Origin of the sequence: Sphingobacterium sp. BIGb0165 (genome assembly GCF_024810095.1) — a bacterium.
Lineage (GTDB): Bacteria > Bacteroidota > Bacteroidia > Sphingobacteriales > Sphingobacteriaceae > Sphingobacterium > Sphingobacterium detergens.
This window is the reverse complement of record NZ_JANUEB010000011.1, coordinates 53,486-70,367: the sequence shown is the minus strand read 5'-3', so window position 1 is coordinate 70,367 and position 16,882 is coordinate 53,486. Positions and strand designations below refer to the sequence as shown.

Below are 16,882 nucleotides of genomic sequence, written 5' to 3'. Positions count from 1 at the left end.
GCTATTAGCGGGTCGCTTAAATAAATCAAAAACCGATCAATAGTATAGGTGACTTCCTAGAAGGCAAAAAAGGCCCTCCAAAATATCTGGAAGGCCTTCTTATAATAATGTTAAAATCGCTTACGCTAATTTTTCGAATTCTTTAAATTCAATATCACTGCTGTTCAATTTAACCAAACCTTTTAAGTGATCAAATACTTTCAAAGCTTTAGCTTCTTCGAACAAACGGTTACCTTGCTCTCTGTCTTGTAATAATTGAATTGCAAACTGATTCAATTGCTCATCAGAAGGCTCTTCGTTGATATTGTACATTTTGATTTGTGCGTAGATACGTTCTTTCGCTAAATTGATTACCTCATCATATTTAACTTCAAGACCGTTTTCAGTAACGACACGGTTTTCGATGATTGTCCATTTCAAATTATTCAAGAAATCAGCAAAACCTTCATTAAGCTCTTCTTCAGAAATGCTAGGGTTCGTCGCTTTCAACCATCTTTTCAAGAACTCCTCAGGGAAAGTTACATCAACTTTGTCCATACCAAAAGTATACATATCGTTACGTAATTTTTGATCTGAGTTTTGCTTGAACAAGTTTTCTACTTCTTCTTTTACTTTTTCAGTAAATTGAGCTTCTTCAGTTACTTCACCTTCTGCAAACAATTTATCGAAAAATTCTTGGTTAAGATCAGCTTCTTCTAAACGGTTGATGTTTTTAACAGTCAATTCGAATTTAGTTACATCCAAAGCTGAAGCTTCTTCTTCAGTGATACCTAAGATACGTGCTAAATCTTCTGTTTTGAAAGCTTTCTTAACATCGATTTTAACAGCATCGTCTTTTTTAAGACCTACTAAAGATTTCTTGATTTTTGCATCTTCAACGATATCCGTACGGATCGAAGTTGTTTTCTCAAGACCTTCCTCTTTATCTTGTTTCAAGGTAGCATACAATACATCCCCTTCTTCTGATACTTCTGGATTAGTCATCTTTCCATAGCTACGACGTAAGTTTTTGATACGATCTGCCAAAGTCTCTTGATCAGCTTTGATATCGTAAACAGCAAACTCAGTCTCAGCAGTAAAAGGTAATTCAAAAGCAGGAGCTAAACCAATCTCATATTTAAAATTGAAATTGTCTTTATAGTCCCAGCTATATTGTGCGTCATCTTCCAAAGGAAGTGGCTGACCTAAAACTTCTAATTTGTTCTCTGAAATATAATTCGTGATTCTATCGTTCACCAATTTATTGATCTCATCAAATAAAATAGATTTACCATAAGTACGTCTGATATGTCCCACAGGAACTTGACCCGGACGGAAACCTGGTAATTTTGCCTTTTTAGCTTGCGCTTTAATCTCTTTGTCGACTTGAGGATTATAATCTTCAGGTGCTAATGCGACGTTGACGACCGCATTGATTGCATCTACATTCTCGTGTGAAATATTCATACTCTTTTTAGCTATATCGCATTCATAAAAAAATCCTCCCGAGGTTTTAAGTTCGGGAGGACATCAAGTGCGGAAGAAGGGACTCGAACCCCCACGCCTTGCGGCGCCAGATCCTAAGTCTGGTGCGGCTACCAATTACGCCACTTCCGCATTAGGATTTCTTTTGATGCCACAAAGATAGAAACCAAACCTATATCTTGCAAGTATTTTCCACTCTTTTTTTTATTTTTTTTCAATATTCTTTCTACCTCTTGCATAATTCATTATTATTCATTTACTTTGAATATCAAAGTACTTTTATGGAACAAAAAGATTTATTTAAAGAGCTTGGAGAGATCAGATTATTGATGGAGAAATCCTCCAAATTTGTTTCGATAAGCGGTTTGTCAGGTGTTCTTATCGGCTGCTATGCGTTATTAGGGACTTTACTTGGCTACTATGCGATAGCAAGTCCCGAAACTGTGATCAATCGGTTCACCTCTGGTCTGACTATTCCTACATTCTTTTTAATAGTTGCTCTATTGATTCTGACGCTCTCATTATTGACCGGATGGTTAATGGCTCGAAAGAAAGCTAAGAAAAATAGGCAGTCGATTTGGAACATTACCAGCAAATCTCTTTTATTTGCAGTTTCAATCCCTTTGACAACTGGAGGAGTTTTAGCATTACTCCTACTTTCTCAAGGTTATTATCATTTGATTGCTGGGATACTGCTGATTTTCTATGGCTTGGCTTTAGCTGCTGGCAGCATTTACACCTTCACAGAAGTGAAATGGTTAGGCATACTAGAAATATGCTTAGGTTTAATGGCAGTATGTCTTCCAGACCACGGACTGATGTTATGGGGATTAGGATTTGGTGTGTTACATATCATCTATGGTTTTATCGTTTACAAAAAGTACGAATCGTGAAATTAGATCTTTCTTTATATGACAAAATATTCGAAAATAGAGTCCGCTTACAAATTATGAGCGTTCTTGCTGTGAATGAAGAATATGACTTCAATTCGTTCAAAGAAGTATTGGAAGTAACTGATGGAAATCTAGCCTCCAACCTCAAGACATTGGAGAAGGAAGAGTATATTGTCGTGGAGAAAAGTTTTGTCGACCGCAAGCCCAATACCAAATATAAAAGGACAAAAAAAGGTTTAAAAGCATTTGAAAACCACCTTATTGCATTAGAAAATTTAATAAAACAACAATATAAATAATTTTTTTACCCAAACACTTTGAAATTCAAAGTACTTTTAAAACAATAAAACATGAAAGGAATTCGATTAAAACTCATGCTTCATCTCTACAACTGGTCTTCCAAAGTGTATGCAGATATTTTCAAATGGAACAAAAAAGCATGGGGAATTAGCAAAGAGGAATTTTTAACCTACCCAATTGGGAGCATTGGCCATAGTTTGGGTCTTTTTTATGCAAGTAAGGGATTTGATGTCATGCCGAAATTGGAAAATCACGATGTCTTCCACATTATAACGGGAACAGGAACCGAAATTCAAGATGAAATTGCCATGCAATATCTTCTGTTGGGTAACGGAAAAGTTAGTCTATATTTAATGGGAATGATCGCGATTGGTGGCATCCTGTTTCCAGAGCATTTTAAATATTACAAGAAAACCTTCCAGAAAGGCCGATCCCTACAAAGATTCCATCATATTGAATTCAAAGAGATACTTCATTACCAGCTTACCGAACTCCAAATTGCATTATACAGTAAAAATATTCAGGTTGATTTAAACAAATGAAATCATGGAAAACCAAAATACACCCCAAAGCTCATTTGCAGCAGAACAGTATTCGCTCTTTGACAAAATTAGCAACTCAACTGTCCTAAAATTATTTGTCATCTTATTTCTTTCACTACTATTGCTCATACCACTGACATTGATCAGCGATCTAATTGAAGAACGTAAAACTCGCGAGCAAAGCGTATCCGAAGGCATTGCACTTAATTGGGGCCAGGAGCAGGTCATCTCCGGTCCCGTCGTAGCAATCCCCTACAGCGAAATGATTCAAAAGCCCGCTGAAAAAAATAAAAACTCAGCAACATTAGAATACAAACAAACAAAGTGGATATTTATCCTACCCCAAAGCTCGAATATCAGCACAGACATCAGCCCGCAGCATCTTTCCAGGGGGATCTATAATACTGTGGTATATAACAGTCATATCTCGATCGAAGGTAGCTTTAATAAAATCGATCTAACAAAGCTGGAAATCCCAATTGAAAAGATTGACTGGAAAGGAAGTCGATTAGTATTTGGTATACAAGATTTTAAGGGATTAGGTAAACGCCCTGTTCTCAAATGGAATGGTCTAGAGTCAGCTTTCGATCCTGATTTCAACAACCTCAAACTATTCAATCAAAATTTAGTCTGCCCCATTTCAATCAATCCCCAAAGCGAGAACCTTTTCAAAATCACACTAGATCTAAAAGGCTCAAAATCATTAAATTTTGTCCCACTCGGTGATCAAACAAATATTTCTGTAAAGGGAAATTGGGCTAATCCGAGTTTTGCCGGTGCCTTCTTACCCAGTAAACGAACAGTCGACAACGCCAATTTTTCAGCATCCTGGGAGATTCCTTCCTTTAGCCGCAAGCTGCCCCAACAATGGTCAGGAGATATTTATCCAATCTATCTTTTCGAAAAAAACAGGGGCAACCTGACAGATGAATCTGAGCCCCCCCAGCCCACCGCCCGTGCTGCATCTGACACAAACGTACCTAGTGACATGTTGGTCAACTCGGATATGATCACCATCAATTTTCTACCAGACATCAATAACTATCAAAAAACGACACGAGTTGCTAAATATGGTATTTTGATCATCCTCTTGACATTCACTTCGCTCCTATTCACTGAAATCATCAAGAAAAAAAGAATCCATATTATCCAATATGTACTAATTGGAGCAGCCATGGTACTCTTTTATACACTATTATTAGCATTATCAGAACATATCGGATTTAATCTCGCGTATTTAATCGCAGCAATCGCGACCGTAATGCTCATTGCAAGTTTTATAAAAGCGATTACAAAAGATCTTAAATCTGCACTTTTACTCGGGTCTATTTTGGGTACATTCTATTTATTCATCTATGTACTCATGCAACTTAGAGATTACTCACTCATAGCGGGAACGATCGGTATCTTTATTATTTTGGCAATCCTGATGCGTGTTTCCACAAAAATTAATTGGTATCAATTTGACAACAATCATGCTGATCACTAAGCAACATCTCAAAATCTATTGGGTAATTATCGGCATATTGCTCAAGAAATAAACTTATCCGAACAAATGGCCGTCTTTTTACTAAATAAGACGGCTATTTTCATCCTTTGCTTAGCTTTTAGTAGCAAAATCTGTAACTTGCGAGGACATTTTTCAGCATTATATATATGAAACCATCATGATTTATTCAATCGCACTGAAGAGTGAATAAATCTGATAGCTTCATCACAATTGAAAAACAAATTTATACGGATGAAAAAACTTACAATATTTACATTAGCGATTATGGCATGCAACCTCAGCAATGCGCAAGAAAGCAAAGGTGGAAAATCCAGTTTTAAGATGGTTACTGAAACACCACAACCGATTAGCCCTAGCACCCTTTGGGATCTCGGACGTGTATCGGCTGAAGGACTTTCTTCAGATGGCAAAACATTGCTGTACGGTGTTTCTAATTACAACTTGGAAAGCAATACGAGTGAGAAGAATCTTTATACCATCTCATTGGCCAATGGTGCCGGTGGTCAGTTTACGGATCAAAAAGGAGGCGAAGCAGTAGTCCAGATCGAACAAAATGGTGATGTGATTTATCTATCCAAAGGTCACTTGTGGAAAAAAAATCTGACAAAGGGAGAGGCAACTCAGCTGACATCCGGTGAAATGGCCCTGGAAAATGTTAAATTTTCTCCAGATGGAACGCATATTCTTTTTAGCCAATCTGTATTAATCAAAAAATACCATAGCACAGATAAATACCCAGAATTGCCGAAATCAGATGCCTATATTTATGACGACTTAGATTACAGACATTGGGATACATTCAATGATGGAAAATTCAACCACCCTTTTGTGGCGAGTTATAATAATGGAAAAATAGGAGATCCCGTTGATTTACTGAAGGATCAACCTTACTACAGTCCGCAGGCACCTTTCGGTGGTGCAGAAGATTTCATTTGGTCTCCCGACAGCAAGGCGATATTATATGTTTGCAAGAAAAAATTTGGGACAGATTATGCCGTGAGTACCAACACAGATATTTATCGCTATGAATTATCTTCTGGTGCAACCACCAATCTTACGGAAGGCATGAACGGCTATGACATTGCACCAAGTTATTCTCCAGATGGTAAAAGTTTAACCTGGCTCAGTATGAAAACCGATGGTTATGAGTCCGACAAAAATGACATCATCCTATTTGATAAAAACAGTTCAATCCGATTAAATTTAACAGCACACTGGGATGGTACCGTCAACAGTTTTATTTGGAGTAATGATAATCGCAAAATATACTTTACTGCTGCCACCAAAGGTACTGTGCAGTTATTTGAATTAGAGGTGCCTTCGAATATAAAGTCAAAAAGTCTTCCGAAGATCCAACAAATTTCAACTGGAGACTTTGATATTACGGGTATTGTTGGTCAAACAGGAGATAAGCTGATTGTTACTTTGACCAAATTCACGCGTGCAACCGAAGTCTTTAGCTTTGATCTCAAAAACAAATCTTTGACAGCGGTCACCAAGGTCAATGACGACAAGTATGCAGCAATTGCAGAAAACAAAATTGAAAGACGTATTACAAAAGCGTCCGATGGTGCTGATTTATTTTCATGGGTAATTTATCCTCCAAATTTTGATCCTGCAAAAAAATACCCAACTATACTCTACTGTGAAGGCGGCCCACAATCTGCGCTCACGCAGTTTTATTCTTTCCGTTGGAACCTGCAATTAATTGCTTCACAAGGTTACATTGTTATCGCACCAAATCGTAGAGGCATGCCCGGTTGGGGAGTAAAATGGAATGAGGCGATTTCACAAGATTGGGGCGGACAGCCGATCAGAGACTATTTATCTGCTATAGATGACATATCTAAAGAAACATATGTGGATACAGCGCGTAGAGCAGCAATTGGCGCTAGTTATGGTGGTTATTCCGTTTACCAGTTAGCCGGAGTCCATCAAAATCGTTTCAAAACATTCATTGCACATAACGGCTTATTCGATATGAGAAGTTGGTATGGTACGACGGAAGAATTGTTCTTTGCCAATCATGAATTGGGCGGTGCATACTGGGATAGCAAAAACGAAAAATCTTATACCCAGTTTAATCCGATTGAAAAGGCAAATAACTGGCATACACCAATTCTGATTTTTCAAGGCGGAAAAGATTACCGTGTTCCTATTGGACAAGGTTTGGCTGCCTTTCAGCTCGCTCAGTTGAAGAAAATAAAGAGTAGACTTGTCTATTTACCTGATGAAAACCATTGGGTGCTATCAGGCCACAATGCTCAGGTCTGGCAAAGAGAATTCTTTACATGGCTTAAAGAAACCTTATAACATAAAAAAGCCTGCTATAGTAATAGCAGGCTTTTTTATGTTATAAATCTGTAATACGTACAAAAGATCTATTTTTCACCTTTTTTTCCAAAAATAGAAAGTTTGATATATTTACCAGGTTTCTCCTTGACGTCCTTCATCAGATTATCCATTTCTTTAGATGCGTTATTTAGATTGTGGTATAATTCTTCATCATTAAGCAACAAACCAATTGATCCCTTACCACTATTAATCTTGCTGGTAATATTTTGAAAATCGGACATGGTTGCATTTACCTTGTTCATGGTTTGTTCAAAATCCAATCGTGCCGCTTTATCTGTTATATTATTTAGATTAGCCATTATTGCGTTGATTTTCTCACCATTTTGTGAGAAATTGGATGTGATCGATTCCAGATTGGCCATAATTCTATTTAACCGTCCCTTTTCAGTTCCTACAAGCCCCTCTACATCTTTTGTGATTCCTTCGACATTTTTCAGGGAAGTGGATATGCTATGAATACTATTCTTAAAATCATCTTGAAATTGTTTATCTAGCACCGTATTCACCACCGTTAATGTAGAATCCAGTTTGATCGTAATTGTTTCAATTCGCTTTTGAATTGGTTCAACTTTATCCATGATATTCGGTTGGATACCTGAATTTAGAAAATCGCCATCTTTGGCCATTTCTGTGCTATTGCCCATCTCGAAAACAATTGCCTTACTACCCAATAGATCTGTGCTGGAAATACGAGCGATGGTATTTTTAGGGATTTTATAATGGGAATGGATCTTAAATTCCGTTTTTATTTTACCATCTGGTTGTAAGGTCATCTTTGACACCCGCCCTATCTGATAACCGTTAACTAAAACCGGCTTGGAAGAAGTCAAGCCGTCGACGGTGGGGTAAGTGGTATAAAATGTATTATCGCTACTGAAGACGTCGTTTCCTTTTAAAAAACTATACCCTATAAATAATAGAGCAATTGCAACTGTTGCTAATATGCCGACTTTTGTTTCATTTGATATTTTCACAAATCATTTTTTTTGTAATGCATCATTAATATAACTTTAAAACAGCATAAAAGCAAATCTGTTTAGCGTTCAACAGAATTTTTATAAATTTTTAAAGCCGAAACCAGATTATTGACAATTTCTTGTTGCCCTTCATCTGATAAAAGATAGCTTTCCTCTTCCCTATTGCTGATAAATCCTATTTCTGTCAAAACAGCTGGCATTCCCGCTTCTGCTAGTACAGCTAACCCTTTTTCCCAGAACCCACGGCTATGTCTTCCGGATTTCACGTACTCTCCCTCAATCATCTGTGCCAAACGAATACTTTTTTCACGGAATCTGTTCTTCATCAATGAAAAAATAATAGCACTTTCGGGGTCTTTAGGATCAAATCCCTGGTAATTTTCTTTATAATTTGATTCGAGCAATAACGATGCATTCTCGCGGACAGCAGCATCCTGTTGCCCTAAACGATGCGAACCAGAAACCAAGCTTTCCGTCCCATGGGCGCTAGAACCACCGGAATTACAGTGAATGGAAATAAATAAATCCGCTTTGTTAGCGTTCGCCAAACGAATACGTTTATACAATTCCACAAATTCATCAGAAGTCCGTGTGTAGATAATCTTAACTCCCGGAATATCTTTTTGAATTTGTCGTCCGAGCTTTAACGCCACGTCCAACGCTACATTCTTTTCTAGGGATCGACGGCCCTGTGCACCGGTATCTTTTCCACCATGCCCAGCATCAATAACGATTGTTTTAATCTGATAGTCGGGTGGTTCGGGTTGGCCGTTGTTTAATTTGAAAGAATTCAATAAAAAAAATCCCAAAGTAGCCAACATAATGCTACACCATTTTCTAATTCTTAAATCTGATTTCATTGAATAATTATTTGCTCTACTATAAACGATACAAAATGAGTCAATATTATTTCTTTAATAGATAACGATATTTAACATATTTTCTATTTGTTTTTTGACTAATTTTGTCCTTCGAAGTTTAACATTATTTCACAAAAATAACATTTGTCTTTAATTTTGAAGTCGTTAATCAACATTTTAACACTATTTATCATTCTTGCAATGAGCAATTCAACATTAGCTCAGAGCAATATTCCATTAAAACAGAACGGACTTCAAAGTAAGGACCCTGTCTCGACGACCAGTAAACTGCAGGATACAACAAAAATAAAACCTGCTGATTCTACTAAATCCGGACAGGATACCACTAAGAAAAAAGGCAGTGGATTGCAGGCGGAAGTCAGCATCATCGCCGTCGATTCCCAAAAATCGGAAGTAGCAAAGAATATTAGCCATTTATATCGTGGTGCAAAAGTAAAGTATCAGGATTTTGAACTTTCCGCTGATTACATCCGACTCGACCGCAATCAAAAAAAGATTTTCGCATCAGGTATCTATGATAAAAACGGCAAATATGTAGGCCGTCCTATTGTTATCATGGGAAATGGAGAATCTCCTAAAACAGTAGATTCCCTCTATTATGACTACGAAAAGCAGGAAGGGAATACCTATGGTATTATGACCGAGGTAGATGGAGGCTTTATCCAAGCCAATATCGTCCGAAAGAATATCTATGATGAGATGTCAATCTACAAGGGACTCTATAGTACTTGTAATTTACCGGAGCCACACACCCATTTTGGTATACATATATCCAAAGGAATTGTGACCAAAAATCAGATCATTTCTGGTCCTGCTTATTTAGTGGTAATGGGTGTCCCTATGCCTGTAGCCTTCCCATTTGCTTTTTTCCCTAAACCCGACAAAAGAGCCTCAGGATTTCTTTTCCCATCTTTTGGTGAAGATTATACGCGAGGCTTCTCCATGCGCGACATTGGTTGGTATCTCGCTTTCAACGATTACTGGGATAGTGAAATTAGAGGATCATTGTATTCAAAAGGTTCATGGGAAGTATCCATGAACACACGTTATACCGTAAATTATAAATTCAACGGTGGATTTAATATACGTTATGCAAATACGAAAACAGGGGTGGAAGGAACAAAAGATTACGGTTCCAATAAAGACTTTAATGTAACCTGGAATCATACCCAACGTCAAGAAGCTAACCCGGGAACATCTTTTTCTGCTAGTGTAAACTTTGGTACCGCCTCCTATTTCCGCAACACAGGTACAGGAAGTAATCAAACAACTTATGAAAATCTGGCCCAGAACAGAATGGGGTCATCCATTAGTTATGGAAAAGTGTTTGCCGATGGAAAAGTGAATCTAACAGCAAGTTTAACCCATAGTCAGAATATGGCTGACAGAAGTATTCAGTTAAGCTTACCAAATATCAGTTTAAACGTTTCTTCATTCAACCCCTTTGATAGCAAAGATCGTGTAGGCGAACAGAAATGGTACCAACGTATTAATGTTGGTTATAGTTTTCAGGCGCAAAATACAGTCAATACCAAAGACAGCTTGTTATTCAGTTCTGGAGGTTTCAAGAGGTTCCAGAATGGTTTCCAGCATAACATTCCTATCAGCTTATCGCTTAACGCATTTAAATACTTTCAATTCAATACCAGTGTAAACTACACCGAACGTTGGTATCTACAAAGTACCAGACAACGTATTGATAACACACCTGCAGGCTACAAACAACGGCTTGATACACTACAGGGATTTAATCGTGCTTACGATTACTCTGTATCTACTGGTCTTTCGACCAAGATATACGGTATGTATCCAAAGATCGGAAAAATCGAAGCGATCAGACATGTGGTCACACCATCCATCAATTTTAACTACAGACCGGATTTCTCCGATCCACGTTATGGATTCTATCAACAATATAATGATCAATATGGCAATCGTAATGTATATTCCATCTTTTCGCAGGGAGTATATGGTTCGCCTTCTGCCGGAAAATCTGCGGGTATAGGCTTCTCAATTGACAACAATATTGAGGCCAAGGTGAAGAGCAAATCTGACACCACCGATGGTGGCTTCAAAAAGATACCGATTCTCCAAGGCTTGACTTTTAGTGGAAATTATAATTTTGTTGCAGATTCATTAAAACTATCTCCGATAACTTTCTCTGGTCGGACAGCATTTTTCGATCAGAAGATGAATGTAAACTTCAATGGTACATTTGACCCTTATTCTGTAAATGACAATGGTGTCCGCGTCAACAGATATGCGATTAAAGATGGAAGTTTGGCCCGTCTGACAAATTTCGGTTTATCCTTTGACTATAGTCTAAATCCGAAAGCAGCCAAATCACGGGGTGACAACATCGATTCACTGAGAAAGCAAATGTCCAATGCTGGAATGACACCAGAGCAGGCACAGGCTTTGGCCCGAATCAGTTCCGATCCAAATGCTTTTGTAGACTTTAATATTCCCTGGAACCTAGCAGCTTCGTTCAGTTTTAATATGTCCAAGTTCTTTAATACGAGTACACGACGCATGGACAATCAGATTACGAGTACACTGAATTTACATGGAGACTTTAGTGTTACACCTAAATGGAAAGTAACATTTCAATCCGGGTACGATTTTAAACAAAAAGAAGTTGTCATGACTTCCTTCAATATCTATCGAGATTTACACTGTTGGGATATGTCCTTTGGGTGGATGCCATTTGGACGATATCGAAGTTATAATGTCACCATTCGAGCGAAGGCATCCATATTGCAAGATCTCAAATTGACAAAAAGAGCAAGTTCTGGAGGCAGTTATTTTTAAAATAACTGCTTTTTTTATACAATTAATCCGGTATACACCCAAAAATTCAAACCCAGTTACTACGCGAAAAAGACCATCTTTAAATTCTTTTAATCAAAACAATTTTAGCGTATAGTTGATCCGTAATTTTATGTAAGTTTATACTATGAAAGCAGAAATTATTACGATCGGAGATGAGATTCTGATAGGCCAGATTATCGATACCAACTCCAGCTGGATTGCACAACAATTGGGAAAATTCGAGATAGATATTGTCCAGATGACATCCATTCCCGACACGGAGGAAGCAATTTTCAACACATTAAAAAACGCATCCACAAGAGCCGATTTGATTTTAATTACTGGGGGGCTTGGTCCAACGAAAGACGATGTTACGAAAAAAACTGCGGCAAAATATTTTGGCACAACATTAATCCGTGACGAAAAAGTGCTCCAACATGTAACAAGTTTCTTTGAGTCCCGCAATATGGAAATGCTAGAGATTAATCGACAGCAAGCAGATGTTTTGGCAAACTGTGAAATATTATTCAACGATTATGGTACAGCACCAGGTATGTTGGTTTCTGAGGCACAAAAACACTATATTTTTATGCCCGGTGTACCATTTGAAATGAAACATCTAATGGAACAGCGTGTTTTTCCTTTGATCGAACAACAAAATAAAGATATCTTCATCCATCACGAAACGATACTTGTAGGCGGTATCGGAGAGTCCTATCTCGCTGAAGAAATAAAGGATATTGAAGAAGAACTTCCTTCAACTATTAAATTGGCCTATTTACCCACATTAGCTTTTATTCGCCTACGGCTTTCCGGGAAAAGTAAAAACAAAGCTGATATTATTCAAGAAGTAAAGCTCTTTAAGAGCAAACTTTTGAATCGCTTAAAAAATTATGTAATTACGGATTACGACACCACTATTGAAGCATATTTAATTAAGCAATTTACTCAACAACGACTTACCTTGACTACAGCTGAAAGCTGTACAGGCGGAAGTCTGGCGGCTTCATTAACTGCGAATCCCGGAAGTAGCGAAATCTTCGTCGGAGGAACAATCCCCTACTCCAATAAACTAAAACAGCAATTGCTAAATGTCAATGAAACAACGTTGGGGCAATTTGGCGCTGTCAGTGAGCAGACGGCCATAGAAATGGCTGCGGGCGCAAAAGCAAAATTTAACACGGACTATGCCATTGCGACAACAGGAATAGCGGGTCCGGGCGGCGGTTCTGTTGAGAAACCTGTAGGGACAGTCTGGGTGGCCGTAGCGGGAAAAAAAGAAGTGATCACAAAGAAATTTCAATTCAACAATGATAGGCGCATAAACATCGAACGTACGCGCATGAATGCGCTTCTCCTACTCTGGAAACTACTAGTAAAAGAAGAAGGGGCAAAATTTGAGTAACTTAAAATAAAATTTTAATAAAATCGTTTTTTAAGGAATAATATTTCAAATTGTTGAAAGTAAACCACAATTTAATTAACTTCGTTTTTCTATAACGAGATTGCTAAAAAATATGGCTTTATATAAACTCTTACTTCCAAAAATGGGAGAAAGTGTATCGGAGGCAACAATTACCAAATGGCTGAAACAACCTGGTGACTTGATTGAAGAAGATGACACTTTATTGGAAATCGCAACGGATAAAGTTGATTCAGAGGTACCTTCTCCTGTTAGGGGAATTTTGAAGGAACAACTTTATACTGCAGACCAAATCGTTCAGGTTGGTGATGTTGTTGCAATTATAGAAATAGAAGGAGATACCGAAACAAGCGAACCTACTGTTCAATCGCAGGAGAGCATAGTCGATCAACCTACATTTTCAAGCGAAACTACCAATTTGGAAATACCAGGGATAGCGCAATTGGGTAGTCCAGTCGAAGAAACAACAAATACACATTACGAACAAAGTGTCCGCTTTTATTCGCCGCTAGTAAAAAACATCGCGCGTCATGAGGGATTATCTCAGGAAGAACTTGATCGTATCCAAGGCACAGGAGCCGAGGGTAGAGTTACGAAAGAGGATATTCTGTTGTACGTAGCCAATAGAGGCACTCAGCAAAACACAGATCATGCGAAACCAACAAATGCCCCTCTGATCAAAAATGAACCGACTCAAGTTACACCGACTCCAACAGTCCACACTGTTGTAAACGGTAGCGACGAAATTATTGAAATGGATCGTATGCGACGCTTGATTTCCGATCATATGGTCAAGAGTGTCCAAGTATCCCCGCATGTTTGTTCATTTGTGGAAGCAGATGTAACCAACCTAGTACTATGGCGCAATAAAGTAAAAGATGCGTATAAGAAACGTGAGGGAGAAAATATTACGTTCACACCACTATTTATAGAAGCCATTACCAAGGCTTTAAAAGACTTTCCTTTGGTTAATATATCAATAGATGGTTATAATATTATTAAAAAGAAAAATATCAATATCGGTATGGCTGCAGCGCTGCCAAATGGCAATCTCATCGTACCGGTAATAAAGAATGCTGATCAGTTGAGTCTAGTGGGGCTAAGCAAATCAGTGAACGACCTTGCACAGCGTTCACGGGCAAATAAATTAAAACCCGATGATACACAAGATGGGACATTCACATTTACCAACATTGGTGCTTTTGGTAATATTATGGGAACGCCTATTATCAATCAGCCCCAAGCGGCGATATTGGCAGTCGGTACAATAACAAAGAAACCTGCGGTAATCGAAACAGAATATGGTGATATGATCGGAATCCGACATATGATGTATCTGTCCCTATCCTACGATCACCGTGCAATAGATGGCGCCCTAGGCGGCACATTCTTGAAACGGGTTGCAGACTATCTCGAAAACTGGGATAGCAACAGAGAAATTTAACAGCAACAAGTTATAAAAAAGTGGCTGTCCAAAAGGACAGCCACTTTTTTATTTAATACCATATATATATATTCTCATTTGAATATACTCTCAGCTATAAAATGGTGTTTTATCTTCCAGAAACTTTCATTTACGATTCTATAATATGCTCTTTTCAAATTGGACCTTCTTTCTCTTGATCACTAATTGGAACCGCAAATAGAGCAATACCGATGAAGTCAATAAACCAAGGGTCAAGCCGTACCAAATCCCTTTAATACCCCAATCAAAAAGTATCCCCATCACATAACCACTTGGCAGTCCGATAATCCAATAAGCAATAAAAGTGATGATCGTAGGGATATTGACATCGCCCATACCTCTCAGAACACCTAGTCCCACAACCTGTGTACCATCAAATAACTGGAAAAGACCAGCGATGATCAGTAATTGAGCAGCGATAACGACTACCGCCTTATCAGACGTAAAAATGTAAGGCAGATAGTTATTGAAAATCGCAAACAATGACGCCGTAATCAACATAAAAATCAAAACCAACTGATAAGAAGTTATGGCAAAACGCTCCAAGCGGAACAGGTTTCTATTTCCATAGCTATTGCCCACTTTAATTGTTGCAGCAGCAGCAATACCGCTGGCCATCATATAGGTCATTGCAGCTAACTGGATTGCTACCTGATGGGAAGCTTGTGCAGTAGCACTGATCGTTCCGGCCAGTAAAGACGCTCCGGCAAACGCACCAATTTCAAAAACATATTGCATTGCAACAGGTGCACCGATCCGCAATATTTTCCCTAGTCTTACCTTGTCTATTACTGTAATTTTAAAATGTTGTATATAGCCCTTAAACTTTTGCGATCGCAACACATAGGTCATCATCACCGCCATCATCAAGATACGGTCAATCAGCGTGCTATATCCGACCCCTTTTACACCCATCGGCGTAATTCCGAACATACCCTTGACAAAGATGATTGCCAATATAATATTGAGTACGTTTCCCCAGATGGTTACATTCATCGCTTGCTTGGTAAAGCCCAGACCTTCGGCAAATTGCTTAAATGTACTGAATACCATCAGCGGTAACATAGAAAGACTTAAAATCAGTAAATAAGGTTTCGCCTCCTTTACAACAGCTGGATCCTGATTCAGATGATCAATTGCGAGCATAGAACCAAAATAGACCAAGCAGAACAACAATATACCGGTAATGATATTCAACCAAAAGCTATTTGATAATAATACAGCGCACTCCTCCTTATTATCGCGACCATTTTCCTGTGCGATCAATGGTGTGATCCCATAGGCAATTCCCAATCCGACTACCATAACGATCATAAAGACAGCGTTCACCAATGACACTGCGGCCAATGGAATCGTTCCAGCAAAATGTCCGACTATAACGCTATCCGCAGTATGCACCAATGTATGTCCCAATTGCGAAATGACAACTGGACCGGCCAATACGATCGTACTTTTGTAATACGGCTTGAATGTTTTAAATTTTCCCAACATAATCAATTCCTCAAAAAAATAGGCACAAAAATACAAAGATATTTCCGCTCTATCGTCATATTAAAAAATATTTAGCAAAAATATAACAAAATTTACTCACCAAATACGGCCCCTTTGTTAAGTAATTTTTATGTTTCAAATACCTTAAAATTATCTTAAATTTACCTGTTAGTCTAAGAACTATAGAAATATAAGTGTAACTTAGCATCTAGTTAGTAATCAAAAGAAGAGGAAAAGAGTATGTACAATCCAGTAATAACATTTCTAAACATCGGAACACAGGAGATGATTTTAATCGTGTTTGCGATCTTGTTACTTTTTGGTGGCAAGAAGCTTCCTGAATTGGCAAGAGGTTTAGGAAGAGGGATACGAGAATTCAAAGATGCATCCGAAGGCATCAAGCGTGAGATTTCAGATCAGATCAATAATTTTGAAAAAGACATAGACGTTAAGACGGAAGTCAAAGAGGAAACCGTCCCTAGTGATGTAAAAGTTGCGGAAGAACAAGCCAAAGCTGAGCAAGAATCCCAGTCCGTAGAAACTGCTGAAAGCTCAGAATCTGAACCAGCGAAGAAAAAGTATGAATTTACAACTCCTGCGGGAGTCGTGGAACACAATCCACATAAGCAATTAGATTACGGAGAGGAACCTTCTCATATCACTTACGGATACAATGACCACTTTGCGGAGGCCAAAAACAACGAAGTAGAAGAAAAGAAACCTACAGAACAAGAGGAAAACACAAACAAACCTGCGTAATTCCATTGCAT

At 38.2% G+C, this 16,882-nt stretch carries 13 protein-coding genes and 1 tRNA gene; 9 read left to right on the top strand and 5 right to left on the bottom strand.

From position 1 onward, the window contains the following. Positions 1-120 precede the first annotated feature (120 nt). Both M2408_RS23355 and M2408_RS23350 read right to left on the bottom strand, forming a co-directional pair. A complete protein-coding gene (locus M2408_RS23355; protein WP_259187004.1) occupies positions 121-1,446 on the bottom strand; it encodes a trigger factor in 1,326 nt (441 codons plus the stop codon). A gap of 68 nt (positions 1,447-1,514) precedes the next feature. Then, positions 1,515-1,596: transfer RNA gene (locus M2408_RS23350), tRNA-Leu, on the bottom strand. Positions 1,597-1,745: 149 nt separating this feature from the next. Between M2408_RS23350 and M2408_RS23345 the strand changes: the two genes are divergently transcribed. From M2408_RS23345 to M2408_RS23325, 5 genes are all read left to right on the top strand, one after another. Continuing rightward, positions 1,746-2,357 (top strand): hypothetical protein, encoded by a 612-nt coding sequence (locus tag M2408_RS23345; protein WP_259187003.1) that lies wholly within the window; start codon positions 1,746-1,748, stop codon positions 2,355-2,357. After that, positions 2,354-2,656, top strand: coding sequence for a transcriptional regulator (locus M2408_RS23340; protein WP_259187002.1), 303 nt, complete (start codon positions 2,354-2,356; stop codon positions 2,654-2,656). The genes M2408_RS23345 and M2408_RS23340 overlap by 4 nt, the downstream gene beginning before the upstream one ends. A gap of 51 nt (positions 2,657-2,707) precedes the next feature. Beyond that, positions 2,708-3,199, top strand: coding sequence for a Coq4 family protein (locus M2408_RS23335; protein WP_120259564.1), 492 nt, complete (start codon positions 2,708-2,710; stop codon positions 3,197-3,199). A gap of 4 nt (positions 3,200-3,203) precedes the next feature. Beyond that, a complete protein-coding gene (gene creD, locus M2408_RS23330) occupies positions 3,204-4,688 on the top strand; it encodes a cell envelope integrity protein CreD (RefSeq protein ID WP_259187001.1) in 1,485 nt (494 codons plus the stop codon). 252 nt (positions 4,689-4,940) lie between these two features. Beyond that, positions 4,941-7,022: a S9 family peptidase gene (locus M2408_RS23325; RefSeq protein ID WP_259187000.1), complete on the top strand. Its 2,082-nt coding sequence runs from the start codon at positions 4,941-4,943 to the stop codon at positions 7,020-7,022. 68 nt (positions 7,023-7,090) lie between these two features. Here the strand turns inward: M2408_RS23325 and M2408_RS23320 are convergent, their stop codons facing one another. After that, on the bottom strand, positions 7,091-8,038 hold the full coding sequence (locus M2408_RS23320; RefSeq protein ID WP_259186999.1) for an MlaD family protein: 948 nt from the start codon (positions 8,036-8,038) through the stop codon (positions 7,091-7,093). A 62-nt stretch (positions 8,039-8,100) separates the two neighbouring features. After that, the gene (locus tag M2408_RS23315) at positions 8,101-8,901 is read right to left on the bottom strand and encodes an N-acetylmuramoyl-L-alanine amidase (protein ID WP_259186998.1); all 801 of its coding nucleotides are present in this window, start codon (positions 8,899-8,901) and stop codon (positions 8,101-8,103) included. Between the two features lie 201 nt (positions 8,902-9,102). On the opposite strand from M2408_RS23315, the gene M2408_RS23310 reads away from it, so the two are divergent. The 3 genes from M2408_RS23310 to M2408_RS23300 all read left to right on the top strand — a co-directional run bounded on the left by M2408_RS23310 (position 9,103) and on the right by M2408_RS23300 (position 14,600). Continuing rightward, positions 9,103-11,733, top strand: coding sequence for a putative LPS assembly protein LptD (locus M2408_RS23310; protein ID WP_259186997.1), 2,631 nt, complete (start codon positions 9,103-9,105; stop codon positions 11,731-11,733). 145 nt (positions 11,734-11,878) lie between these two features. After that, entirely contained in the window at positions 11,879-13,138 is a 1,260-nt protein-coding gene (locus tag M2408_RS23305) for a competence/damage-inducible protein A (protein ID WP_259186996.1), read from the top strand. Between the two features lie 112 nt (positions 13,139-13,250). After that, complete coding sequence (locus M2408_RS23300) at positions 13,251-14,600, top strand: dihydrolipoamide acetyltransferase family protein (protein WP_259186995.1); 1,350 nt, start codon at positions 13,251-13,253, stop codon at positions 14,598-14,600. A gap of 138 nt (positions 14,601-14,738) precedes the next feature. On the opposite strand, the gene M2408_RS23295 is transcribed toward M2408_RS23300, so the two are convergent. Continuing rightward, positions 14,739-16,112, bottom strand: coding sequence for an MATE family efflux transporter (locus M2408_RS23295; RefSeq protein ID WP_259186994.1), 1,374 nt, complete (start codon positions 16,110-16,112; stop codon positions 14,739-14,741). 240 nt (positions 16,113-16,352) lie between these two features. On the opposite strand from M2408_RS23295, the gene M2408_RS26315 reads away from it, so the two are divergent. Continuing rightward, positions 16,353-16,871 carry a twin-arginine translocase TatA/TatE family subunit gene (locus M2408_RS26315; protein WP_310447568.1) on the top strand — a complete coding sequence of 173 codons (519 nt, stop codon included), beginning with the start codon at positions 16,353-16,355 and terminating at the stop codon, positions 16,869-16,871. Positions 16,872-16,882 lie beyond the last annotated feature (11 nt).